The organism is Plantactinospora sp. A48 (genome assembly GCF_055793945.1).
This window is the reverse complement of record NZ_JBTIXF010000043.1, coordinates 1-24,575: the sequence shown is the minus strand read 5'-3', so window position 1 is coordinate 24,575 and position 24,575 is coordinate 1. Positions and strand designations below refer to the sequence as shown.

The window sequence follows — 24,575 nt, the reverse complement described above, 5'->3', positions numbered from 1 at the left end:
CCGACCCCCGCCACCCGGGCCGCTGCCACCCGGCCTACCGCTCCGGCCCCTCCTACCACCCGGCCCTGCCGCTCCGGCACCTGCCGCCCTGGCTCCTGCCGCTCCGGATCTTGGAAGCCTGCTACCCCGCACGGGGTAGTGGAATTCCAAGATCCGGGGTGGCAGAGCGGCAGGATTCCAAGATCCGGGGTGGCGGCACGATCCGGGGTGATAGCAGGGTCCGGGGTGATGGCAGTCCGGGGTGATAGCAGTCCGGGGTCGCGGCAGGGTCCGGGGTCGCAGGAAGGTCCGGGGTGGCAGACGGTCTGGCAGGCGGTGGCCTCCACCCGGTGAACCCGTAGGCCCGGTAGGACGGTAGGCCCGGGAGGACGGCAGGCCCGGTAGGCCCGATAGGCCCGGGAGGACGGCAGGCCCGGTGGGCCCGGGAGGACGGTGGGCCCGGGAGGGCGGTTACGGACGCCAACCGGCGGCGAGCAGGGCCGCCCGGACCTGGGCCAGCACCTCGGCGGGCCGTTCCCGGATCGCCCACGCCGGAAACCGCAGCACCCGGATCCCCGCGATCCACAGGTCGTTCTGCCGGCGCATGTCGGCCCACCAGTGCCCGACCTCGCGATGCTGCCCGCCGTCGATCTCGACCTGGATCTTCCACTCCTCGAAGTAGACGTCCAGGTACCGGCGCCGGCCCGCGGCGTCGACCCGGCGGACCTGCCGGCTCGGCTTCGGCAGCCCGGCACGGCGACAGAGCCGACCAAACTCCGACTCTGCGATCGATGCCGCGCCATCCCGGGCGTCCGCCGCCGCGGCGAGGATCAGCCGCCGTCGGCGGGCCCTGGGCAGCCTTGCCAGTACGTCGTCCAGCTCGGTTCCCCACACCAGTCGCTGCTGGAAGCCGGCCGCGACGATCGCTCGGGCCCGGTCATCATCCGCGCACCACTGGGCCGCGTCGACCAACGACCGGGCCGGCATCGTGCACGGCGGCAAACCCATCGAGTGGATGTCCGCGGGGATGAGCGTGGTGGTCCGGTGTACCACCACGCCCGGCGGCGGATCGGTGTCCCGACGGTGCCCCCTGATCAGCACGTGGATACCGGGTGTGTGGTAGCCGCGCATACCCAACTGCTCCAACGCCGACGTCCCGGCGAGCACGGTGCGCCGGCCGGCACCGGCGGCGAGCACCGCGTGCCACCAGCGCTGCCGCTGGGTCATGGTGCCGGTGCCGGCGAGATAGACACCTCGGGACGCCGGCTGCCATCGGCCGGTCGCCAGTCGGTGCTGGATGGCCTTGGGTGACAGGTACCGGAGCGCCTGCCGTCGGCTGAGCACATCGTCCTGCGTCCAGAGCAGGTACGTCAGCGGATCGTCTTCGGGGTCGGGTGGCGGGCGCAGTCCGGTGATCGGATCGGGGCGGGCCATGCCGATCGAGTCTGACCGGCACCGGCCCGCCTGTCACCACCACCGCCATCCGCCCTGTGGATAACCGCCTGGCTGTGGATAACCACGCCACCCCTCTCGCTCCCCCACCCGCAGAAACCCACGACCCCACCACCCGGGAACCCGCCACCCAAAAACCCGAACCCGGAGATCTTGGAAGCCTGCTACCCCGCACGGGGTAACAGGCTTCCAAGATCTCGCTGGACCCGGGCAGGCCCGGCAGGGCCAGCCGGGCTGGGCCGCCGAGCCGGCCGCGCCGGTCAGGCCAGTCAAGCCGGCCGCCGGGCCGGCCGCGCCGGTCAGGCCAGTCAAGCCGGCCGCCGGGCCGGCCGCGCCGGTCAGGCCAGTCAAGCCGGCCGCCGAGCCGGCCGCGCCGGTCAGGCCAGTCAAGCCGGCCGCCGGGCCGGCCGCGCCGGTCAGGCCAGTCGAGCCGGGCCGCCGGGCTGGCCGCCGGGCTGGGCCGCCGGGCCGCCAGGCCGGGGCCCGGATGGCCGGGTCAGGCCGGACGGGCCCCGGGCGGTTGCCGACGGGCCGGGCGGGTTACCGCAGGTGGCCGCGGGCGTCGCCGTTGTCCTGGTCGGCCGCGAAGGCCGCCACCCAGGACAGCGCCGAGTTCCAGTTGATCGCCAACTCGTTGGTGGAGTACGACTCGATGTCGTCGATGTAGCAGAACTGCGGGGCGCAACCGGCCAGCTTCTGCTGGGCCAGCGGGTCCTGCAGGCCCGAGTTGGCGCCACCGGCGAGGGTGCCCACGGGCGGGTTCGGCAGGTCGGTGTTCAGCTCGTGCGCGTACCAGCGGGTGTGCTGGTTGTGGGACGCGACCTCGCCGTACCCGGTGACGTAGGACTGGTTCAGCGCGTTGCGGCCGAGCAGGTAGTCCAGCGACTCCAGCGCGCCGGTGCGGTACTTCTCGGCGCCGGTCAGGTCGTACGCGGTGGCCAGCACTTCGGCGTTGTTGAGGATCGAGCTGTTCGAGCCCCACGCCCACTGGTTGCCGCTCGGGGCGTACGGCACGCTGTACGGCGAGGCGGCGATGATGCCGAGGTACCGGTCGGCGCCCTGGGCGACCGAGTCGCGCACCCGGGCGCGGTCGGGCAGCGCGTTCGGGATCCGGGCCAGGTCCAGCCGGCCCAGCGCGGCGACGCTCTGCCAGCTGAAGCCGTCCGGGCTCCAGATGTCGGCCGTGTGCAGCGGCGAGGCCAGCAGGTAGTCCTTGTACTCCTTGCCGCCGGTGCTCAGGTACAGCTCGGCCGCCGCCCAGTAGAACTCGTCGCTGACGTTGTTGTCCTCGTACGCCCCGCCGCCGGTGGCGTCGGACGCGGGAGCGTAGATGGCCGGGTGCGCCTTCGCGGCGTTCCAGGCGGCCTTGGCGGCCGTCAGGTTGCGGGCGGCGAACTTCGGGTCGTACGGCAGGAAGACCCGTGCGGCCTGTGCGGCGGTGGCCGCCAGGTTGAGCGTCGCGGCGGTGGACGGCGCGTGCAGTTCGCGCGGCTGCGGGTCCTGGTTGGGCAGCAGGGGCAACCCGGTCCAGGCCGCGTCGTGGATCTTGTGGTGGGCCATCCCGGCCAGTGGCTGACCGGCCGGCACCTGCATCTTGAGCAGGAACTCCTGCTCCCAACGGGCCTCGTCGAGCACGTCGGGCACCTTGTTGCCGCTCTCCGGGATGTTCAGCGTCCCGTCCCAGAGCTTCCACGGCTCACCGGTGCGGGCCAGCACGGACCGCTCGTACTCGCTCATCACCTGGTGGACGGCGATGCCGCCGTTGACCACGTATTTGCCGTGGTCGCCGGCGTCGTACCAGCCGCCCGAGACGTCCAGCCGGTAGTCACAGCCGCCGGGCTGGCAGGGTACGGAGGTGTCGCCCTGGTTTGGCGCCACCCCGACGTGCCCGGCCGGGCGGGCGTACCCGGGTCGCAGGTCGTCCCGGATCGCGATGCCGCTGCGCTGCGGGTAGTAGAACTTGAGCGAGTCGGTGCGCAGCTTCTCGTAGAGGTCGCCGACGATGTCGAACGGCCGGCTGGTCTGTCCGTCCGCGACCAGGGTGTAGCCGGTCCCGGTCTTCGCGTACGAGCCGAAGTCGATCGACTGGACGTTCTGCCCGGAGGAGGCGTCGACGCCGCGCGGGGTGCTGTTTCCGCGGGCGACGACCGCGCCCGCGCTGTTGTGCAGTTCCCAGGGCAGCGGGTCGGTGGCGTCGGTGACCACGGTGGCCTTCTTCGGGCCCTTGGGCAGGTAGCCGACCTGGTTGACCCGGACCCGTGGGCCGGTGTCCGGCACGTACACGTCGGGTGGGGCGCCTCCGGTCAGCGAGACGTTGTCGACGCAGAACCGCCACGGCGTGGTGCTGCCGCCGATCTGGAACGCCACCTGCGCGTTCGGCAGGTCCACCGGCGAGGTGAAGGTGTACGAGTAGGTGTCGCCGGAGACGCTGAGGCTCGGGTTGGCCGCGAGGTACTGCGTGTACGGGTCGACCGGCAGCTGCACCAGCGCCTTGGCCACCTTGCCGGGGTTGGCCGAGCCGAAGAACGAGAACTTGTACGTCTCCCCGGCGACCAGCGGGATGTCGTTCTGCCCGATGATCACGTCCCAGGGGTTCACCGTGCCACCGGGTACGTCGGCACAGAGCTGGCCGCCGGTCGCGTCGAGGGTGATGTTGGCGGTGCCCCACCACGGCGCGGAGCCGGTGTCGAAGGTGCCGTTGACGATCTGTTCGGGTCCGTCGGCGTACGCGGGCGAGCCGAGACCTGTGGTGACGAGGGTGAGGGTGGCGGCGGCGGCGAGCGGCACCCGCCACCGGGATCGCAGGGACACGGGCGCGTCCTTTCGGAGGGAACGGGAGACCGGGCACTGCCGGTGATCCGGGCCCGGGCCGTGGAAGCGCTCCCAGACCCGGTCAGGGCGATGTTGCCAGTCGATTTCAGGCATGTCAATGGAGCTATATTCCACCGGCTCCGACCAGGGCCGCGACCATCGCGGCCGGGAGTCCACCAGGTCCGTCGGCGCCGCGGCGGTGGGCGCCTTGAGTGTCGTACCCACGGTCCATAATCGACCGACAGCAGATCTTGGGCGCACGCCCACACGGCTGTCCTTACCTGCGGAAGGGAACGGGGATGCGAGGATCCTGGCGGAGGGTTGGCCTGGTGGCCGCCCTGTCGATCACGGGAATGCTGGGCGGGATGGCGGCCGCGGCACCCGCACAGGCGCAAGCCGGCCAGTCAGGTTCGGTCTCCTTCAGCGGAGACCCCGGGGACTACATCACGGGAGGCGGTTCCTACTCATACTCGACCGGCGTCGGCGACGAGGTCACCACGTCCGGCTCGGATGACAACAGCCACGTTTCGATCAGCATCGACGGCGCCAACGGCGACTGGTGGTACCTGGACTTCGACGCCCCGGGCAGCACCGCGCTGGCTCCGGGGACCTACGACCAGGCGACCCGATACCCGTTCAACGGCGCCGGCGCGGGCCTGAGCCTGGACGGCAACGGGCGGGGATGCAACGAGTTGACCGGTACCTTCACCGTGCTCAACGCGGTGTTCGGACCCGGCGGCTACGTGCAGACCTTCGACGCGACCTTCGAGCAGCACTGCGAGGGCGGCTCGGCCGCGGCGCGCGGCGAGGTGCACATCGGCAACCCGGCACCGCCCGCCCCGCTCGACCTCGAACTCGCCGTGGCCACCGACGGCACGGCCAGTGCGGTAAGTGGCAACGCGGTCGTGCACGGCACGGTGAGCTGCAACCAGCCCACCTCGATCACGCTGACCGGCACCGTCACGCAGGTCGTCAGGAAGGTGATCGTCCGCGGTGACTTCTCGACCACGGTCAGCTGCACGCCGGGCAACCCGGTGCCGTGGACCGCGAAGGCCGTACCGGGCGGCACCACCCCGTTCAAGAAGGGCCAGGCGGAGGTCAACACCACCGCGACCGGCCACGACAACGAGTACGACAAGGACGTCAGGGTCACCGACACCACCGCGGTGACCCTCATCCGGTCCTGACCTGCTGAACCTGCTGACGGCCCGGCGCGACCTGTCGCGCCGGGCCGCCCGGCCGGGCCAGCCCGTGGGTGACGCCGGTCAGCCCACCCGCACGACGAAACAGCCCCGGCCCGATCCGACCATCGGGTGGCGGTCGGTGATGGCCGAGACGTTCACCACCGGCTCGACGGGGGTGTGCTGGATGACCGCGTACGCACCGGACGACCGGTGACGCTCCGCGATCGTGTCGACGATCAGCGGCACCGGCGGGCTGGTCCGGACCAGGTCGAGGCCGTGCGCGAACGAGAACGCGGCACCCCACGGCGGTGAGATCACGTACACGACGGTGTCGGCATCGAGCGGGTCGTCGAAGTAGGAGCGCCAGTCCTGGTTACGCACCTCGATCCGGGCGCGGCGCCGCAGGGTATCGCGCTGCCGGCCCGGCGGACCGGGCCACCGAACCGGACCTGGCCGACGGGCTGGGCCGCCGAACCGGCCCCAACCGACAGACCGGGCCGCCGAACCGGACCTGGCCGATGCACCGGGCCGCTGACCTGTCGCTCGATGGGCTAGCGTGCCCCGGCATGAACGCTTCCGGCTGGCTGGCCGACACCCGGGCCTCCTACGACACGGTGGCCGAGACCTACGCCGGCATGTTCCGCGACGCGCTCGCCGGGGAGCCGTTCCAGCGCGGCATCCTGGCGCTGTTCGCCGAACTCGTCCGCGCCGCCGGCCCAGGGCCGGTGGCCGACATCGGCTGCGGAACGGGCCGGATCACCGGTCACCTGCACTCGCTCGGCCTCGACACCTTCGGCGTCGACCTCTCGCCCGGCATGATCGAGATAGCCCGGCGGGATCATCCGGACCTGCGGTTCGAGGTCGGCTCCATGACCGACCTCGACCTGCCCGACGCCACCCTCGCCGGCCTGCTCGCCTGGTTCTCGCTCATCCATGTCCCCGACGACGAGATCCCATCGGTCCTGACCCGGTTCCGCCGGGCGCTCCGACCGGGCGGCGTGCTGCTCGTCGGTTTCCACGTCGGCGACGAGGCCCAGCTCAGGACCGAGGGTTACGGTGGCCACCCGATGAGGCTGTACGTCCACCGCCGCCGGCCCGACCGGGTCGCCGAGTGGCTTCGGGCCGCCGGGTTCCACCTCGATGGTGAACTGCTGCACCACGCGGACGAGTACCGGGATGGCGCCTTCCTCTTCGCCCACCGCAAGCCATAGCCCCCCGCCTCGGGGCCCGACAGCTCACCCCAAAGTCGGCGAAGTCGGTGGGTCAGGACCACTCGGACACCCCAACCTCGCCGATCTTGAGTTGATCTCCACCGCCGGCGGCGCCGGCTATTTCCAACGGAAGTGGATGAACAGGCGGCCGAAGTTCTTCGAGTCCTTCTCCACCCGGTGGTAGAGCTGCTTGACATCCTTCTGGTCGAGGAAGCGCAGCACCCGCTTCTTGAGCTGCCCGGACCCCTTGCCCGGGATGATCTCGACGAGGGTGGCCTTCTTGGCCACCGCCTCGTCCATGATCCCGCGCAGCGCCCGGTCGATGTCCTGGCCCCGGTTGAAGATGTCGTGCAGATCGAGCTTGAGTTTCACTTACGCACCCTGCCCTCGACCCGGCGCAGCGCGATCCGGTAGTCGTCGTTGTCGGAGTACATCGCGAACGCGAGCCGCAGGTGCTTCAGTGCCTCACCGGGCCGGCCGGCCCGCTCCAGGGTGCGGCCCAGCACGTGGTGCGCGTAGTGGTCGCTGGGGTTGCGGTCCACCAGCGCCCGCAACTGCTCCTCCGCCCGACCGAGCTGGGCCGACTGGAAGTACGACCGGGCCAGCAGTTGCCGCACGGCGGCGTTGTCGGGTTCGACCTCGACGATCGGCTCCAGCAGCCGTGCCGCCTCGGCCGGGTCACCGGCTTCGAAGTACATGGTCGCCCGCCGGTAGTCGGCCAACAGATCCATCGGTCCCACCTCCTCCAGCACCGTCCCCCGGGATACCCGCGGGAGTCGTCCGTACCGCGCGGACCACGCCGGTGGCGTCGACCACGTGAATACGACGCTGTCACAACATCGCCGGAGCCGCGAGTCTTCCCGTCCCGGCGGGGGCACTCACGGCGCCCCGGTCATGGCGCCTCGGTCATGGCCCAGGCCCGTACGCCGCCGATGATCCCCGCGTCGTTGGGCACCACCACCACGTCGTCACCCATCCGGGCGAGCTGGTCCGGCCGGACCAGCCGGGAGTTGCCGCCGCCGAGGTAGAGCCGGTCCCAGCAGAAGACCGGACGCAGCCCTTCGACGACCCCGCGTACCCGCCGGGACCAGAAGCTGTCCCCCAGCCGGCGGCGTTCGTGTTCGCCGATGTAGGTGTCGTAGCTCATCCCCCACCGCACCGGCGCCTGGGACAGCTCCAGGTGCGGGGCCAGCCGCCCGCCGTCGAAGACGGCGCAGCCCAGGCCGGTACCGAGAGTGAGCACGAGTTCCAGCCCGGTTCCGGCGACCACCCCGGCGCCGTGGACCTCGGCGTCGTTCAGCACCAGCACCGGCAGGCCGAAGGCGTCGGCCAGCGCGGTGCGGGCGTCGAAGCCGGTCCACTCGACGACCAGGTCGGGATCGACCCGGGTACGCGGACCGGCCCGGGTGACGTAGTGCGGGGTCGCCACCACGACGCCGTGCCGGAGCATCCCCGGCATCCCCACCGTGACCCGGTCGGGATCGGGCAGCCGGGCACCCAGCTCGACCAGGGTCTTGATGAACAGCGCCGTCGGCAGCGGGTACGGCGTGGGCACCCGGATCGGCCGGGCCCGCATCGTCCCGGCGGCGTCCAGCACGGATGCCTTGATCCCGCCGCCCCCGCAGTCGATGCTCAGCGTGGTCATCACGAACGCCAGTGTGCCTCGCGTTCCCCCCGATCGCCCGCCGGAAACCCGGGCCGCCGCCGAACCCCGACCGGCCGGACCCGCGCCGGAACCCGGGCGGGCTCCCGGAGACCCGGGCCGGCGGAGGCCGACACCCGGGTTCGAGCCGGATACGATCGCCCTGATGAGCGCCACGATGATCGCCAAGGACCTGACTGCCGGCCACGGCGACCGGATGCTCTTCGCCGGGCTCGACCTGGTGGTCGCCCCGGGCGACGTGCTCGGACTGGTCGGTGCGAACGGCGCCGGCAAGTCCACGCTGCTGCGCATCCTCGCCGGACTCCAGGCCCCGGAGGAGGGCTCGGTGCAGCTCAACCCGCCGACGGCCACCGTCGGGCACCTGCCGCAGGAGCCCGACCGCCGGCCCGGCGAGACGATCCGCGAGTTCCTGGGCCGGCGTACCGGGGTCACCGCCGCGCAGGCCGCGCTGGACGCCGCGACCGAGGGCCTGGCCGCCGGGGAGGCCGGCGCCGACGACAGGTACGCCACGGCGTTGGAGCGCTGGCTCGCGCTGGGCGCCGCGGATCTGGCCGAGCGGGCCGGGCAGGTGGCCGCCGAGCTGGGTCTGGCGGTGGACCTGGACGCCGCCATGACCAGCCTCTCCGGCGGTCAGGCCGCCCGCGCCGGCCTGGCCTCCCTGCTGCTCAGCCGGTACGACGTGATCCTGCTCGACGAGCCGACGAACGACCTGGATCTGGACGGCCTGCGCCGGCTGGAGGAGTTTGTCACCGGCCTGCGCGCCGGTACGGTGCTGGTGAGTCACGACCGGGAGTTCCTGACCCGGACCGTGACCGGGGTGCTGGAACTCGACCTGGCCCAGCGGCAGACCCGGTACTACGGGGGCGGTTACGCGGCGTACCTGGAGGAGCGGGAGATCGCCCGCCGGCAGGCCCGCGCCGAGTACGACGAGTACGCGGACAACCGGGCGAACCTGGAGACCCGGGCCCGGACCCAGCGGGCCTGGATGGAGAAGGGGGTCCGGAACGCCCGCCGCAAGGCCACGGACAACGACAAGAATCTCAAGCACTTCCGGGGTGAGACCAGCGAGAAGCAGGCCGCCAAGGCCCGGCAGACCGAACGGCTGATCGAGCGGCTGGAGGTCGTCGAGGAACCCCGCAAGGAGTGGGAACTGCGGATGGAGATCGCCGCCGCACCCCGGGCCGGCGCCGTGGTCGCGGCGCTGCGCGGCGCGGTGGTACGCCGGGGCGACTTCACCCTCGGGCCGGTCGACCTCCAGATCGACTGGGCGGACCGGGTGGCGATCACCGGCGCCAACGGCTCCGGCAAGTCCACCCTGCTGGCGGCGCTGCTCGGCCGGCTGCCGCTGACCGCCGGGCACGCCTCGCTGGGTCCCGGCGTGGTCGTCGGCGAGGTGGACCAGGCCCGCCGGCTGTTCCTGGGCGACCAGCCGTTGCTGGACGCCTTCCGGGAGCACGTACCGGAGTTGAACCCGGCCGACGCGCGGACGTTGCTGGCCAAGTTCGGGCTGCGGGCCGACCACGTGCTGCGCCGGGCCGCGACGCTGTCGCCCGGCGAGCGCACCCGGACCGCGCTGGCGCTGCTCCAGGCTCGCGGGGTGAACCTGCTGGTGCTGGACGAGCCGACCAACCACCTCGACCTGCCGGCCATCGAGCAGCTGGAGTCCGCGCTGGCCGGCTATCCGGGCACGCTGCTGCTGGTCACCCACGACCGGCGGATGCTGGAGACGGTCCACACCACCCGGCACCTGGCGGTGGCGGCGGGCCGGGTCACCGACCGCTGAGGACGGCCCGCGTCGCGCCCCGACCGGTCCGCCCGACTTCCCGCCTGATCTTGCCCGTTGGCGACGCCCGGCGGTTCTGCGCGATCCTGACGTGACCGGCCGGGTGTGGGCGGCGCGGATCGGGGTAGCCGGGCCACCGGAGGTGACCCATGGTCGCGCTGACCAGAACCGCGCTGCCCGGTGAGCGCCTGCGGGCGATGGACGAGTACCTGGACGCCGCGTGGACGGATCTCGCGAAATTCGACGAACGGCTCCGGGACGTGGCGGTCGAGGTGCGTTTCGACCGGGCCGTCGCGCATCTGAGCGGTACGGTCGCGGACCACCGGGAGCACCGGCTGGTCCGGCAGCTGGTGGGACGGCTGGACGGGGTGCTCGCGGTCTGGTCGAAGGTCCGGGTCGGTGGGCAGGAGCCGGTGGTGCTCGATCTGGGCTGCGGCGCCGCCAAGCAGTGGCCCGGCAACCTGGGTTTCGACCTGCGCCCCGCCAGCGGGGCCGACGCGGTCGCGGACCTGTCCGGCTCGCTGCCGGTACGCGACGACTCGGTCGACGTGATCTTCACGGTGCACATCCTGGAGCACCTGCTCGACTTCCTGCCGTTGGTGGACGAGTGCCACCGGGTGCTCCGGCCCGGTGGCACGCTGCACGTGATGAGTCCGTGGTGGGGACACGTGAACGCGGTGGCGGACCCGACCCACGTCCGGCTGCTGGACGTGCAGACCATCAAGGGGATCTGCCAGCGCCCACCGGGTACGCCCCGCTGGTACCCGCTGCACGCCGGCTGCGACGGCGCGTCGATCTTCGCTGATCTCACCCCGCTGGCCGACGACGAGCCGGGTCCGGACCGTGGTCATCTGGCCCGGTTCTTCGACTGAGCGCGTACGTGTCCCGGCGGGCGCTCACGTTCCACGGCGGGCGCCCGGGGCCGGTGTCGACGTCCTCGGCTCGATCGAGGAGCGGCGAGCGCCAAGGGCGGGTGGGCCGGTGAACCGGTAGGATCAGCTCAGGTGTGCCGGGAAGACTGGTCGGCGCTGTTTCGCCGTACCCGGTGCGCGGTCCTCCGCTGGCCGGGCCGACCAGGAAGGGTCATCCGGTGCGCGCCGCAGACCTCGCCCAACCGTTTCCCACGGTCTCGTTCGACAGCCCGGCGGTGGACGCCGCACGGCTGATGGCCGCACGCAACCTGCCCGGCCTGATCGTGGTCGACGAGGCCGGACGGCCGGCCACCATCCTGCCCGGCACGCAGGTGCTGAGAATGGCCATCCCGGCGTACTGCCAGGACGATCCGGCGCTGGCCCGGGTGGTCGACGAGGCCGCCGCCGACGTCTTCGTGCGCGGCCTGGGCGCCCGGTCGGTGCGGGAGTGCCTGCCACGGGAGCCCCGCGAACTGCCCGTGGTGGATCCCCGGGCCACCGCGCTGGAGGTGGCCGCGGTGATGGCGCAGACCCGCAGCCCGCTGGTGGCGGTCGCCCGGGACGGCGAGCCGATGCTCGGTGCCATCACCCTGGACGGGTTGCTCGACCGGATGCTCGACACGTGAGCCTGACCGCCTGGGCCAGCGTCGTCGTCTTCGCGGTCGCGTACGTCCTGATCGCCACCGAACGCATCCACCGGGTGGCCGCCGCGCTCGGTGGTGCGGCCGTGATGCTGCTGATCGGCGCCACCGACGGGCGGCACGCGTTCTTCTCCGAGGAAGCCGGCATCGACTGGAACGTCATCTTCCTGCTGCTCGGGATGATGCTCGTGGTCGCGGTGCTGCGCCGGACCGGCGCCTTCGAATACCTGGCCGTCTGGGCCGCGAAGCGGGCCGGTGGCCGGCCGTTCCGGGTGATGGTGATCCTCGTGGTGGTCACCGGGGTCGCGTCGGCGGCCCTGGACAACGTGACCACGGTGCTGCTGATCGCGCCCGTGACGTTCCTGGTCTGTGAGCGCCTGGCGGTGCCGGTCGCGCCGTACCTCATCGCCGAGGCGATGGCCAGCAACATCGGCGGTACGGCCACCCTGGTCGGGGATCCCCCGAACATCATCATCGCCAGCCGGGGCGGGCTGTCGTACAACGACTTCCTGCTCAACCTGGCCCCGTTCATCGTGCTGGTGATGGTGGTCTTCGTCGGGCTGTGCCGGGTGCTGTTCCGGAACGCCTTCCGGTACGACCCGGAACGGGCCGCCCAGATCGCCACGCTCAACGAGCGGGACGCGATCCGGGACCGCCGGCTGCTGGTGATCAGCGTCGGGGTGCTGGTCCTGGTCACCGTCGCGTTCGTACTCCAGACGATGCTGGGCCTGGAGCCGTCGGTGGTGGCCCTGCTGGGCGGGCTGCTGCTGCTGGCACTGTCCCGGTTGGACGCCAACGCGGTGGTCCGGGACGTCGAGTGGCCCACCCTGGTGTTCTTCGCCGGCCTGTTCGTGATGGTGGGGGCGCTGGTCAACACCGGGGTGATCGAGGAGGTTTCCCGAGCGGCGGCCGGCGCGACGGGTGGCCGGCTGTTGCTGTCGTCGATGGTCCTGCTCTGGGGTTCGGCCGCGCTCTCCGGCGTGGTGGACAACATCCCGTACGTCGCCACCATGAGCCCGGTCGTCGCCGACATGGTCCGGGCGGCCGGTGGCGGCGAACAGTCGCACGTGTTGTGGTGGGCGCTGGCCGTCGGCGCCGACCTGGGCGGCAACGCCACCGCGGTCGGCGCCTCGGCCAACGTCGTGGTGCTGGGCCTGGCCGAACGCGCCGGCCAGCGCATCACCTTCTGGCAGTTCACCCGGTACGGCCTGCTGGTGACCCTGGTCAGCGTCGCGCTCGCCGTCCCGTACCTGTGGCTGCGCTACTTCGTGCTGGCCTGAGCCGGACCGGCGGCGCCGTCGCCGACGGCGGCTGATCCGGGAGCCTCACCGGCGCCGACGCCCGGCCCGGCGCCGCCCGGCTCGGCGCCGCCCGGCTCGGCGCCGCCCGGCCCGGCGCCGGCGTTCGCGGTGGCCTGTTCCCGGCGGGCCAGCCGGTTCTTCCGGCGTCCGTAGGCCAGGTAGATGATGCCGCCGATCACCATCCAGACCAGGAACCGCAGCCAGGTCTCCACCGACAGGTTGCTCATCAGATACAGGCAGGCCAGCGCGGAGACGATCGGGATGACCGGCGAGAACGGCACCCGGAACGGCCGCTTCAGCTCCGGCCGGGTGCGGCGCAGGACCGGCACCGCCACCGACACCAGCACGAACGCGAACAACGTACCGATGCTGACCAGGTCGGCCAGCTCGGACAGCGGCACGAAGCCGGCGAGCAGCGCCACCGCGACCACCATGATGGCGGTGATCCGGTAGGGCGTGCCGAAGCGCGGGTGGACCTTCGCGATGGCTGGCGGGATCAGGCCGTCCCGGGACACGGCGAAGCCGATCCGGCCCATGGCCACGAGGTCGACCAGGATTCCGCTGGTCAGTCCGGCGACCGCGGCGATCGACACCAGCGCCGACGCCCAACCCGCGCCCACTGCGGAGAACGCGGAGGCGATCGGCGCGCCGGGGTCGATCTCGGGGTACGGGACCATGCCGACCAGCACCAGCGAAACGCCGATGTACAGCACCGTGGAGATCACCAGCGTACCGATCAGACCCAGGGGAAGATCCCGGCTTGGCTTGCGGGTCTCCTCACCCAGGTTCGCCACGGCCTCGAATCCGGTGTACGCGAAGAAGACAACGGCGGCGGCGGTGAGTACCCCGGCGAAGCCGAACACCGAGGGTTCCAGCCCGAATATCGCCTGGGTCAGCGGTTGGGCCAACCCGTCGTCGGTGGTGTCCGGCTGTCGGGCCGGCGGAACGAACGGGGTCAGGTTGGCGGCCTTCACGAAGAACAGGCCGGCCGCCACGACGAAGACGCAGATGGTGACCTTCACCAGCACCAGCAGGTTGGTCAGCCGAGCCGACTCCCGGATGCCCGTGATGGCGACCACGCCGAGCAGGACCACGATGGCCATGGCGCCGATGTTGACGACGCTGCCCTCCTCGCTGAACCATGCGCTGGGCAGGCCGAGCAGCTCAGCCAGATAGCCGGACCAGCCTCGGGCGATCACGGCCGCCCCGAGGGCGAACTCCAGCAGCAGGTCCCAGCCGATGATCCAGGCGGCCAGCTCACCCAGCGTGGCGTAGGCGTAGGTGTACGCGCTGCCCGCGGTCGGCACGCTGGAGGCCAGTTCGGCGTAGCAGAACGCGGCGAGCAGTGCCACCGCCCCGCCGATGGCGAACGAGATCACCACGCCGGGGCCGGCGGTGTCGCGGGCCTCGACGCCGGTGAGCGTGAAGATGCCCGTGCCGATCACGATCCCGATGCCGAAGCCCATCAGGTCGACCGGCCCGAGGCGCTGCCGCAGCCTGCCCCGCTCGGCACCGTCCTCGGAGCCCTGGGCGATCACATCCTCGATCGGCTTTGTCCGCAACAACGAGGTCGACAAGGCCGGCCTCCCTCTCCACCGGATCGACCCACCCGGTGGTGGGTCCTGCGTGCCGGGTCTGCTACCCCGGCCCGTAACCGGCCAATCGCCCTGCGCGGCCCGCTCGTGACCCACGCCCGCGAAGGCCGTTGTCGCCGCCCTCAAGCCCGGCGTGACGCCGAACCGTAGCGGTTACGACTTCTGGTTCCTCAGCAGCACCGGCAAGACCCTTGCCTCAATCCGCTCCGGCCGTTAGACACCCACCCCGGTTTCCCTTGTCAACCCTTACGACCGGTGGTGGCGATGCCCTCGACAAAGTGTCGTTGGGCCAGGAAGAACAGGATGATCATCGGTACGGTGGAAATGACCGTACCGGCGAGCAGCACCTCCCACTGCTGGTGTTCGCCGCCGTAACCGAACCGGTCGACCATCACCTTGAGGCCCCGGGGCAGGGTGAACAGCGACTCGTTGCGCAGGTAGATCAGCGGCTTCATCAGGTCGGTCCAGCTTGCCTTGAACTCGAACACGAACGCCACCAGCAGTGCGGGCCGGATGAGCGGGAACGCCAGCCGCCAGAACAGCTGCGGATAGCTCGCGCCGTCGACCCGGGCCGCCTCGAAGTACTCCCGGGGCAGCGACAACAGGAACTGCCGGAGCAGGAAGATGTAGAACGCCGAACCGAACAGGTTGCCCGCCCACAGCGGCACCTGGGTGTCGATGAGCCCCAGTTTCGACCAGATCAGATAGGTCGGGATCATCGTCACCGCGAACGGCAGCATCATGGTCGCGAGCACCAGCCCGAAGAGCACGTTGCGCCCCGGGAACCGGAAGTAGGCGAAGCCGAAGGCCACCCAGGCGCTGGACAGGGTCACCGCGACGGCAGCGGCGACCGCCACCACCAGACTGTTGCCCAACCAGGTGAGCAACGGGACAGCCTGCCACACCGTCCGGTAGTTCTCCGGCGCGAAGGGGACCGGCAGGAAGCCGGTGTCGAAGACGTACGCCCGGGGTCGCAGCGACGCCGAGACCAGCCAGGCGAACGGCGCCAGGAAGACCACGGCGGCCCCCAGCAGCACGACCAGGTAGAGCGTCCGCGACCACCAGGGCCGCCCGTCCGCGCCGTGATCCGCCGGCCGGCGGATCGGCGTCGCGGTCGGCGCCCGCTCCGGTACGGGAGACGCCACGTCCTGATCCACGGCGGTGCTCATGCGTCCCCCTCGTAGAAGACGAACCGGTTGGACAGCCGGACCTGGATCAGGGTGATCAGGCCGATGACCAGGAAGAGGATCCAGGCCATCGCCGAGGCGAAGCCCATGTGCAGGAACTGGAACGCCTCCTGGAACAGCCGGATGACATAGAAGCTGGCCGCGTCGCTGTTGAAGGCACCGGCGTTCTGCCGGTTGCCGAAGTACATGGTGTAGACCTCGGTGAACATCTGTAGCGCGGCGATGGTGTTGACGATCAGCGTGAAGAACAGCGCACCGGAGATCATCGGCAGCGTCACGCTGCGGAACCTGGCCCACCAACCGGCGCCGTCGATCTCGGCCGCCTCGTACAGGTCCTGGGGCACGTTCTGCAACGCCGCGAGGTAGATGATCACGCTGGAACCGAGGCTCCAGAGGCTCATCAGCACGATGCCCGGCAGCACCCAGTGCGGGTCCGTGGTCCAGCTCGGGCCGGTGACGCCGACCAGGCCGAGCGCCCGGTTGACCAGCCCGGTCTGGGTGTTGAGCAGCAGCAGGAAGAGCACCCCGACGGCGACCGCCGGGGTCATCGCCGGCAGGTAGAACACGGTCCGGAAGAAGCCCTGCAACCGGCCGACCCGCTTGAGCAGCAGCGCCAGGCCGAGCGAGATGGCCATCATCAGCGGTACGTGCAGCAGCGTGTAGTACATCGTGTTGGTCAGGCTGTGCAGCACCTGCGGATCGGTGGCGAGCCGGCGATAGTTGTCCAGCCCGGTGAACCGGGGCGCGTTGATCACGTCGTAGTCGGTGAAGCTCAGCCAGAGGCTGGCGATCATCGGTCCGGCGGTGAAGACCAGGAAACCGAAGATCCACGGCGCCAGGAAGACGTACGCCCAGCGGGCCTCACGCCGGGCGGTCGGCGTCATCCGGCGCCGGCGCACCCGGGCGGCGGGCCGGGTACCCCCGCCGGTGGCGGCGGGGGCGGTGGCGACGGCGGCCATGCCCGGCCTACTTCTTCGACGCCCGGTCGAGCGCGGCGGTGGCCTCCCGTTGGGCCCGGTCCATCGCCTCGGCCGGCTGGGCCTGCCCGGACAGCACCCGGTTGACCCCGTCGGTCCACGCCTTGTCGAATTCGGCGCCGGCCGGCGACGCCGGGATGACGAAGGCGGCGTCCTGGGCGGCACGGATCACCTGAACGGCATCGTCGAAGCGCTTGTTGCCGCTGGGCTGGTACAGCTCGTCGAAGATCTTCTTGTCCGCGGTGACGTTGCCGGTCCACACCCCGGTGAACGGCAGGTTCTGCGCCTTACGCGCCGCCAGCCGGGCGCGGGCCGCGGCCATCCAGGTGTCGGTGGCGGTCATCGTCCTGGCGAACCCGCAGGCGGCGTCCGGATTCCTGGCCCCCTTGGGGATCACCCACGCCTGCCCGTTGGTCATCGTCAACGGCTGTCCCTGACGGTCGGTGAACGGCTTGACGACGAACTGGGCGTTCGGCGAGTTCTTGGCGATCTGGTTGAGGAACCAGTCCTCCAACGGCCAGATCCCGATCTGGTTGCGCGCGATCGGGTTCTTGGCGCCGAACAGGTCGAAGCTGTCCCGGAACGACTTGAAGTTCCCCCAGCCGCCCTGTGCCTGGATCAGCGAGGCGGCGGTCTGCACGGCCTCGACCACCTTCGGGTCGTTGAGCTTCGCGGTCCTGCCGTCGGCGGAGATCATCTCGCCGCCGTTGGCCTTGACCCACATCGGCAGGAACTCGGGGATCTTCGGATCGAGGCCGATCCGGGTGAGCTTGCCACCGTCCACCTTGGCCAGTTTGCGGGCCAGGCCCGGCAGCGCCGACCAGTCGCCCAGATTGACCTGGTCGGCGGTCATCCCGGCCGACCTGAGCACCGACTCGTCGAGGTAGAGCACCCGGACGATGGAGAACTCCGGGATGCCGTAGACGGTGCCGTCCAGGGTGACCTGGGCCTTGGCGTCCGGTCGGTACTGGCCCATGTCGATGCCCTGCTTGTTGACGCAGTCGGTCAGCGGCTGGATCGCGCCGCTCTTCGCGTAGGTGCCGATCAGCTTCCGGTCCAGATAGACCAGGTCCGGCGGGTTGCCCGAGGCGACGGCCGAGAGGAACTGCTGCTCGTCGAAACTGCCCTCGCTGACGTTCAGCTTGACGTCCGGATTGGCCTTCTTGAAGGTGTCGACGCGGGTCGTGGCGATCTCGTCGGAGAAGCCGAACCCCATCGTGGTCAGCGCCCCCGAGCCCTTCGCCCCGCCGCCCGCGGCACTGTCCCCGCCACCGACCCCGCCGCAACCGGCCGTCGAGACCGTTGCCGCCAGGGCGAGAGTCGTCAGCAACGCGGCCGCACACCTCTTGTCTGTCACCGGAACCTCCCTGGACCCACTTGTTCGCAACTGCCTCTTCCACCACGGTGACCAGTTCAAACCCCACCAGGGGAGGGTCACCTCCCGCTTTGGCTCCCCGACGACTGGTTTCAGCCCGACCGTCGGGGGAAGTCGGAGCGGGTGCTCGATGACGCCGTACGTCTGGTTCTGGAGGGTTACGGCTGGTTGCCGAACCGGCTGCGCCGCACGCCCGGCCCGGTGACCCGGACCCGCCTGTTCGGCCGCCGGACCGTGGGCATCTCCGGTCCGGAGGCGGTCCGCTTCTTCTACGACGAACAGCGGATCCGCCGGCACGGCGCGGCGCCCGAGCCGGTGCTCGGGACGCTGTTCGGCAAGCGGGCGATCCACACCACCGACGGGGAGACCCACCGGCTCCGCAAGGCGATGTTCATGGCGCTGATGACGCCGGACGGCATCGCGGCGCTCGTCGAACAGGCCGGCCGGGACTGGGATGACGCGGTTTCGGCCTGGGCGGGACGCGACCGGGTGGTGCTGTTCGACGAGGCGTCCCGGGTGATCACCCGGGCGGTGTTCCGCTGGGCCGGGCTGCCGTTGCCCGACGCCGACGTGCCGGGGACGGCCGCCGACCTGGTGAGCATGATCGACGGTTTCGGCACGTTGGGGCCCCGACACCTGCGGGCCCGCCGGGCACGCGGCCGGCAGGAGGACCGGCTGCGCGGACTCGTCGAGGCGGTACGCCGGAAAGAGGTCACCGCCCCGGCCGACTCGGCGCTGGCCGCCGTTGTCGAGCACGTCGAGGCCGACGGCGAGGTCATGGATCCGCAGCTCGCGGCCGTCGAACTGCTCAACGTGGTACGGCCGACCGTGGCGGTGAGCTGGTTCGTCGCGTTCGCCGGGCATGCGCTGCACCGCTGGCCGGTGCACCGGCAGCCACTGCGCGACGGGGACCCGTCGTACGCGGAGGCGTTCGCCCAGGAGGTCCGGCGGTTCTACCCGTTCGCGCCGTTCGTCGGCGGCATCGCCGTGCGGGACCTGACCTTCGCCGGGGAGCCCGTCCCGGCCGGCACCATGGTGCTGCTCGACCTGTACGGGCAGGATCACTCCGCCACGCTGTGGCCCGAGCCGTACGCCTTCCGGCCGGAGCGGTTCCTCGGCCGGCCGATCGGCGAATTCGACCTCGTGCCGCAGGGCGGCGGCAATCCGCACACCGGGCACCGCTGCCCCGGCGAGGCGATCACGGTCGCCCTGCTGTCGGCGCTGGCCGTCCGGCTGGCCCGGCTGGACTACACCGTGCCCGAGCAGGATCTGGACATCCCGCTGGACCGGATACCGACCCGACCGGCGAGCGGGGTCGTGCTCACCGCCGTACCTCGATACGCCGTACCTCGATAGTCACGCCGACGTCCGGGCGGCCGTTGCGCCGGTGCTCGGCCATCGGGCCGCCGATCCACCTGGGTCCGGCGGGCGGACCGCCGCCGTTCCGTCATCGCCCGGCCGCCGCGCCGGCGTTCCGATCGCGGTCCGGCGGCGGCGTTCGGGTCGCCAGGTGGCGACGAGGGCGGCTGCGAGCAGCAGTTCGGCGATGTCGCCGCCGTAGTACATGATCTCCGCGCCCCGCTGGACCTGGGGGATGGGGGCCGGAACGTCGACCCAGAAGCCGCCGTACATCAGCTGCGCGATGATGGCGTGGCCGGCGATGGCGAACCCGAGGTAGACCAGCCGGGTCCGCACGCCGGGCCGGGCGGGCGCGGGGTCGGGCCCGGCGATGACGTACCCGAACAGGCAGCCCGACAGCAGGAAGTGGGCGTGCAGCAGCCAGTGCCCGCCCGGGTGGGTGGTGGCGACGGTGTAGAGCGGGGTGAGATAAAGCGCCGCCAGACCCCCGGTGGACAGCAGCAGAGCGGTCGCCGGATGGGTCACTACCCGGACCGGACCGGTGTGCGACAGGGTGCTCAGCACCCGGCCGCGGGCGGCGGGCAGGGACCGGAGCACCAGCGTGACGGGCGCTCCCAGCACCAGACCCAGCGGGGCGTACATGCCGATGAGCAGGTGTTGCGCCATGTGGCCGCGAAAGTCGGCGTGGGCGAGCGGCGCGAGGGGCGGCAGGAGCGCCACGGCGAGCAGGAGCAGACCGGCCGTGAAGCTGGTCGTCCGCCAGGGCGGCCAGCCCCGGGCGGGGTTGCGACGCCGGGCCCGGCCGACCAGGTAGAGGTAGCCGGCCGCGCAGGCGAGCAACGCCAGCGCGGGCAGCAACGTCTCCGGAAGACCACCCTCGGTGGCCGGACCGGACGGGTGGTGTCCCGGGCCGTGATCCATCAGCCGCGCTCGGTCGCCGGCCGGCGGGGAGCCGTGGCCTCCCACTGGTCGGTCGTATCGGGTCCGAGGGGTCGGCCGGCGCGCTGGAGCAGCCAGCCTCCGGCGAGCAGCAGCGCGCCGAGGACGAGGAAGCCGATGTCCCACCAGAGCCGGTGCGGGCCGCCGTGGACGTGGTGGATGCCGAGAACGTGGTGGTCCAGCACGCCTTCGACGAGGTTGAACAGGCCCCAGCCGGCCAGCACCCAACCCCAGAGCCCCCGGGACGACCACACCCGGCGCCGGTCGTGGGTGACCCGCGAGTACAGGATCGCCAGACCCAGCAGTACGGCCAGCCAGCACACGGTGTGGAAGATGCCGTCCCAGACGGTGTTCATCCGGAGGCCGGAGACGGTGTGCGGGTTGTAGTACCGCACCCCGATGCGATCCTCGTTGGTGCTGGTCAGCATGTGGTGCCATTGCAGGAGCTGGTGCAGCAGGATGCCGTCGGCGAACCCGCCCAGCCCCACCCCCAGCACGATCCCGGGCAACCGGAGGCTGGCCACGCCGGCCCTCGTCCCGTCCACGGTCGTTCCCATCACCGATCTCCGCTCGGCTCGGGGGTTCCACCCTTGGTGTCCTACCTTTTGGCCGGTTTATCCGCCCGACGCACCGGATAAACACCGACAGGCGGGTGCCCGGTAACCGGATCCACCAAAGTTGTCATGGATTGTCAACAAAGATGCCTGAAAGGAGCAGCCCGATGCCCGACACGCAGCAGTCCGAGCCGGAGCAGCGGCCACCCGGCACCCTGTCCGAAATGAACCACCAACCGGACCACGGCGAGGACTCGTACCGGGGTTCGGGGCGGCTCGCCGGCAAGAAGACGATCATCACCGGCGGCGACAGCGGCATCGGTCGGGCCGTCGCCATCGCGTTCGCCCGCGAGGGCGCCGACGTGCTGATCTCCTACCTCAGCGAGCACGACGACGCGAAGGAGACCGCGCGGCTCGTCGAGCAGGCCGGGCGCCGGGCGGTACTGGTCGCCGGCGACCTCGCCGAGCGGGCCCAGTGCCAGGCCGTGGTCGACCGCGCGGTGGAGGAGTTCGGCCGGATCGACGTACTGGTGAACAACGCCGCCTACCAGATGACCCACGAGACCGTCGAGGAGATCACCGACGACGAGTGGCAGCAGACCTTCGACATCAACATCACCGCCATGTTCCGGCTGGTCCAGGCGGCGCTGCCGCACCTCGGCAGCGGCGCGTCGATCATCAACACCTCCTCCATCAACTCCGACATGCCCCGCCCGACCCTGCTGCCCTACGCCACCACCAAGGGTGCGATCGCCAACTTCACCGCCGGTCTCGCCCAGATGCTCGGCGAACGCGGCATCAGGGTGAACAGTGTCGCCCCGGGTCCGATCTGGACCCCCCTGATCCCGGCCACGATGCCCCCGGAGCAGGTCGAGCAGTTCGGCAGGAACACCCCGCTGGGGCGTCCCGGCCAGCCGAAGGAGGTCGCTCCGGCCTTCGTGCTGCTCGCCTCGGACGAGGGCAGCTACATGTCCGGGGCGATGATCCCGGTCACCGGCGGCAAGCCCATCCTCTAGCACCGTCCCGTCCGGGCAGCGCGGCGCGCGGACCCGCCGCGATGCCCGGACGGGCCGCCGCCCCTCCCCGCCGATGCCAGGACGACGCGGCCCTCCCCCGCCGCGCCGCACAGGCGTTTTGGGGGCGCCTGTCCGGGTAGGGCCAGGATCAACCGGCCGTCGCCCGCTCCCGAAGAGGTGTCTCGATGGATTCCAGCAAGCCCGTGAAGATGGTCAAGGAAGCCGTGGAGGCCGCGGCAGAGAAGGTGTCCGACCTCGTCAGCCCCGACGTCCCCGGAACACCGGGCAGCGTCCCGCCCACCGTCGAGGAACCGACGACGCCACACGACCCGCTGCCGCCCAAGAAGGAGCAGGGCGCCCCCGAGACACGCACCCCCACCGGGGCGCAGACCGGTGCGCCGACCACCGCCAACGGCCAGCAGGGCGAATATCTCACCACCGCGCAGGGGGCCCGGCTACGCGACACGGACCACTCGCTGAAGGCCGGGCCACGCGGCCCGCTCCTGATGCAGGACCACCACTTCCGCGAGAAGATCACCCACTTCGACCACGAGCGCATCCCCGAGCGCGTGGTGCACGCGCGCGGTACCGGCGCGCACGGCGTGTTCACGGGCTACGGCGCCGAGGAGATCACCAGGGCCGGCTTCCTGCGCAGGGGCAAGGAGACCCCGGTCTTCGTACGGTTCTCCACCGTCCTCGGTTTCCGGGGCTCGGCCGACACGGTTCGGGACACCCGTGGCTTCGCCACGAAGTTCTACACCGACGAGGGAACCTTCGATCTGGTCGGCAACAACATGCCGGTCTTCTTCATCCAGGACGCGATCAAGTTCCCCGACATCATCCACGCCGCGAAGCCGCACCCGGACCGGGAGATCCCGCAGGCGCAGAGCGCCCACGACACGTTCTGGGACTTCGTCTCGCTGCACACCGAGGCGCAGCACCACACCATGTGGAACATGTCCGACCGGGGGATCCCGCGCTCGTACCGGACGATGGAGGGCTTCGGCGTACACACCTTCCGGCTGGTCAACGCGGCCGGACAGACGACGCTGGTGAAGTTCCACTGGAAGCCGAAGCTGGGCGTCCACTCGCTGACCTGGGAGGAGGCCCAACTGCTCGGCGGTCTGGACCCGGACTTCCACCGGCGGGACCTCTACGACGCCATCGAGGCCGGCGCGTACCCGGAGTGGGAACTCGGCGTCCAGGTCTTCCCCGACACCCCGGAGGAGACCTTCGCCGGCATCGACCTGCTGGACCCGACGAAGATCGTCCCGGAGGAGTTGGCGCCGGTACAGCCGGTCGGCAGGCTCGTGCTCAACCGGACGCCGACGAACTTCTTCGCCGAGACCGAGCAGGTCGCCTTCCACCTCGGCAACCTGGTACCGGGCATCGACGTCACCAACGACCCGCTGTTGCAGGGCCGGCTCTTCTCGTACGTCGACACCCAGCTCACCCGGTTGGGCGGCCCGAACTTCGCGCAGATCCCGATCAACCGTCCACACGCCCCGGTCAACGACATGCTCCGGGACGGGTTCCACCAGGACGCCGTCCACGCGGGCGTCGCGCCGTACCGGCCGAACTCGCTCGACGGGGGCAACCCGTTCCCGGCCGGGGACGCCGAGAACGCCTTCCTCGACGTGCCCGTGACGGTGACGGAGGCGCCCAAGGTACGAGCCAACCCCGTCTCGTTCGACGACCACTTCAGCCAGGCCCGCCTGTTCTGGTTGAGCATGTCGCCGGTCGAAAAGGAGCACATCATCCGGGCGTACACCTTCGAGCTGGGCAAGTGCTACCACCAGCCGATCCGGGAACGGCAGCTGCGATGCCTGGCCAACATCGATCCCGTGCTCTGCGCGCAGGTCGCGGTCGGCCTGGGGCTACCCGTCCCGGAACCGACCGGCCCGCTCGCCGAGGTCGAGCCCAGCCCCGCCCTGTCCCAGGTGGGCCGGGACTGGCCGGCCGACGGCCGGATGATCGGCATCGTGGTCGACGCCGACGGTGACCTGGACGGCGTGGAGCTGGTCCGGCGCGAGGTGTTCGCCGCCGGCATGGTGCCCCTGCTGATCGCCGCCCACGGTGGCAAGATCGACGCAGCCGCTCACGGCGGCAAGGTCGGCGACCTCACGGTGCAGCGGACCTTCGCCACCGGCCGTTCGGTCGAGCTGGACGCGCTGCTGCTCGCCGGGGCTCCGGCGCCGGCACCGGACGCGCTGCCGGCCCGGGACGCCAAGGCGGGTGCGGCGGACGCGTCGCTCGTGGATCCCCGCGTACTGCTGTTGGTGCAGGAGAGTTGGCGGCACGCCAAGGCGATCGGCGGCTGGGGCGCCGGCGCCGTGGTGTTGGAGCGAGCCGGGCTGGCCGGCGCTCCCGGCGTGGTGACCGGCGATTCCGGGACGGGCGTCCTGGCCGGGGTGCGGCGGCTGATGGCCACGCACCGGGTCTGGGACCGCTTCCCCGCCTCGGTCTCCTGACGACCCTGCCGGCGGGCCGGCGGGCCGGCGGGCCGGCGGGCCGGCGGGCCGGCGGGCCGGCGGGCCGGCGGGCCGGCTGAGCATGTGGTGGGGGGGGGGGGGGGGGGGTGTGGGGAGGGTGGGGGAGGGGAGTGGTTGGTGGGGTGTGGGGGGTGTGGGTGGGTTT

Annotated in this window: 21 protein-coding genes; 9 read left to right on the top strand and 12 right to left on the bottom strand. The window is 71.3% G+C overall.

The features are described 5' to 3' along the window. Nucleotides 1-450: 450 nt before the first annotated feature. Both ACXN5W_RS20785 and ACXN5W_RS20780 read right to left on the bottom strand, forming a co-directional pair. Complete coding sequence (locus ACXN5W_RS20785) at nt 451-1,413, bottom strand: endonuclease domain-containing protein (protein WP_473160002.1); 963 nt, start codon at nt 1,411-1,413, stop codon at nt 451-453. A gap of 558 nt (nt 1,414-1,971) precedes the next feature. Further along, the gene (locus ACXN5W_RS20780) at nt 1,972-4,356 is read right to left on the bottom strand and encodes a glycoside hydrolase family 9 protein (RefSeq protein ID WP_473160001.1); all 2,385 of its coding nucleotides are present in this window, start codon (nt 4,354-4,356) and stop codon (nt 1,972-1,974) included. A 185-nt stretch (nt 4,357-4,541) separates the two neighbouring features. On the opposite strand from ACXN5W_RS20780, the gene ACXN5W_RS20775 reads away from it, so the two are divergent. Next, nucleotides 4,542-5,429 (top strand): hypothetical protein, encoded by an 888-nt coding sequence (locus ACXN5W_RS20775; protein ID WP_473160000.1) that lies wholly within the window; start codon nt 4,542-4,544, stop codon nt 5,427-5,429. 78 nt (nt 5,430-5,507) lie between these two features. On the opposite strand, the gene ACXN5W_RS20770 is transcribed toward ACXN5W_RS20775, so the two are convergent. Beyond that, entirely contained in the window at nt 5,508-5,807 is a 300-nt protein-coding gene (locus ACXN5W_RS20770; RefSeq protein WP_473159999.1) for a hypothetical protein, read from the bottom strand. A 185-nt stretch (nt 5,808-5,992) separates the two neighbouring features. On the opposite strand from ACXN5W_RS20770, the gene ACXN5W_RS20765 reads away from it, so the two are divergent. Further along, complete coding sequence (locus ACXN5W_RS20765; RefSeq protein ID WP_473159998.1) at nt 5,993-6,637, top strand: class I SAM-dependent DNA methyltransferase; 645 nt, start codon at nt 5,993-5,995, stop codon at nt 6,635-6,637. A gap of 117 nt (nt 6,638-6,754) precedes the next feature. On the opposite strand, the gene ACXN5W_RS20760 is transcribed toward ACXN5W_RS20765, so the two are convergent. From ACXN5W_RS20760 to ACXN5W_RS20750, 3 genes are all read right to left on the bottom strand, one after another. After that, nucleotides 6,755-7,009, bottom strand: coding sequence for a Smr/MutS family protein (locus ACXN5W_RS20760; RefSeq protein ID WP_473159997.1), 255 nt, complete (start codon nt 7,007-7,009; stop codon nt 6,755-6,757). Beyond that, nucleotides 7,006-7,368 (bottom strand): tetratricopeptide repeat protein, encoded by a 363-nt coding sequence (locus tag ACXN5W_RS20755; RefSeq protein ID WP_473159996.1) that lies wholly within the window; start codon nt 7,366-7,368, stop codon nt 7,006-7,008. The genes ACXN5W_RS20760 and ACXN5W_RS20755 overlap by 4 nt, the downstream gene beginning before the upstream one ends. Before the next feature lie 161 nt (nt 7,369-7,529). Continuing rightward, entirely contained in the window at nt 7,530-8,285 is a 756-nt protein-coding gene (locus ACXN5W_RS20750) for an ROK family protein (RefSeq protein WP_473159995.1), read from the bottom strand. Between the two features lie 160 nt (nt 8,286-8,445). On the opposite strand from ACXN5W_RS20750, the gene ACXN5W_RS20745 reads away from it, so the two are divergent. The 4 genes from ACXN5W_RS20745 to ACXN5W_RS20730 all read left to right on the top strand — a co-directional run bounded on the left by ACXN5W_RS20745 (nt 8,446) and on the right by ACXN5W_RS20730 (nt 12,915). Beyond that, on the top strand, nt 8,446-10,083 hold the full coding sequence (locus ACXN5W_RS20745) for an ABC-F family ATP-binding cassette domain-containing protein (RefSeq protein WP_473159994.1): 1,638 nt from the start codon (nt 8,446-8,448) through the stop codon (nt 10,081-10,083). 149 nt (nt 10,084-10,232) lie between these two features. Continuing rightward, nucleotides 10,233-10,955, top strand: coding sequence for a methyltransferase domain-containing protein (locus ACXN5W_RS20740; protein WP_473159993.1), 723 nt, complete (start codon nt 10,233-10,235; stop codon nt 10,953-10,955). A gap of 218 nt (nt 10,956-11,173) precedes the next feature. After that, on the top strand, nt 11,174-11,620 hold the full coding sequence (locus tag ACXN5W_RS20735) for a CBS domain-containing protein (RefSeq protein ID WP_473159992.1): 447 nt from the start codon (nt 11,174-11,176) through the stop codon (nt 11,618-11,620). Then, nucleotides 11,617-12,915 (top strand): ArsB/NhaD family transporter, encoded by a 1,299-nt coding sequence (locus tag ACXN5W_RS20730; protein ID WP_473159991.1) that lies wholly within the window; start codon nt 11,617-11,619, stop codon nt 12,913-12,915. Before ACXN5W_RS20735 ends, ACXN5W_RS20730 begins: the two co-directional genes overlap by 4 nt. Here the strand turns inward: ACXN5W_RS20730 and ACXN5W_RS20725 are convergent. From ACXN5W_RS20725 to ACXN5W_RS20710, 4 genes are all read right to left on the bottom strand, one after another. Further along, entirely contained in the window at nt 12,897-14,513 is a 1,617-nt protein-coding gene (locus tag ACXN5W_RS20725) for an amino acid permease (protein WP_473159990.1), read from the bottom strand. The two genes, ACXN5W_RS20730 and ACXN5W_RS20725, sit on opposite strands and share 19 nt — an antisense overlap. Nucleotides 14,514-14,770: 257 nt before the next feature. After that, the gene (locus ACXN5W_RS20720) at nt 14,771-15,700 is read right to left on the bottom strand and encodes a carbohydrate ABC transporter permease (RefSeq protein ID WP_473159989.1); all 930 of its coding nucleotides are present in this window, start codon (nt 15,698-15,700) and stop codon (nt 14,771-14,773) included. Next, complete coding sequence (locus tag ACXN5W_RS20715; protein WP_473159988.1) at nt 15,697-16,677, bottom strand: carbohydrate ABC transporter permease; 981 nt, start codon at nt 16,675-16,677, stop codon at nt 15,697-15,699. Before ACXN5W_RS20715 ends, ACXN5W_RS20720 begins: the two co-directional genes overlap by 4 nt. Before the next feature lie 7 nt (nt 16,678-16,684). Beyond that, nucleotides 16,685-18,052, bottom strand: coding sequence for an extracellular solute-binding protein (locus tag ACXN5W_RS20710; protein ID WP_473159987.1), 1,368 nt, complete (start codon nt 18,050-18,052; stop codon nt 16,685-16,687). Nucleotides 18,053-18,193: 141 nt separating this feature from the next. Here ACXN5W_RS20710 and ACXN5W_RS20705 point away from each other — a divergent pair, with 141 nt between their 5' ends. Next, nucleotides 18,194-19,426, top strand: a complete 1,233-nt coding sequence (locus tag ACXN5W_RS20705; protein ID WP_473159986.1) for a cytochrome P450 — start codon at nt 18,194-18,196, stop codon at nt 19,424-19,426. Here the strand turns inward: ACXN5W_RS20705 and ACXN5W_RS20700 are convergent, their stop codons facing one another. Together ACXN5W_RS20700 and ACXN5W_RS20695 are read right to left on the bottom strand one after the other, a co-directional pair. Then, nucleotides 19,427-20,350, bottom strand: coding sequence for a cytochrome c oxidase assembly protein (locus ACXN5W_RS20700; RefSeq protein WP_473159985.1), 924 nt, complete (start codon nt 20,348-20,350; stop codon nt 19,427-19,429). Next, the gene (locus tag ACXN5W_RS20695) at nt 20,350-20,925 is read right to left on the bottom strand and encodes a DUF2243 domain-containing protein (protein ID WP_473159984.1); all 576 of its coding nucleotides are present in this window, start codon (nt 20,923-20,925) and stop codon (nt 20,350-20,352) included. Before ACXN5W_RS20695 ends, ACXN5W_RS20700 begins: the two co-directional genes overlap by 1 nt. 164 nt (nt 20,926-21,089) lie before the next feature. Between ACXN5W_RS20695 and ACXN5W_RS20690 the strand changes: the two genes are divergently transcribed. Continuing rightward, complete coding sequence (locus ACXN5W_RS20690) at nt 21,090-21,938, top strand: glucose 1-dehydrogenase (protein ID WP_473159983.1); 849 nt, start codon at nt 21,090-21,092, stop codon at nt 21,936-21,938. A 185-nt stretch (nt 21,939-22,123) separates the two neighbouring features. Then, a complete protein-coding gene (locus ACXN5W_RS20685; protein WP_473159982.1) occupies nt 22,124-24,409 on the top strand; it encodes a catalase in 2,286 nt (761 codons plus the stop codon). Nucleotides 24,410-24,575: the final 166 nt, after the last annotated feature.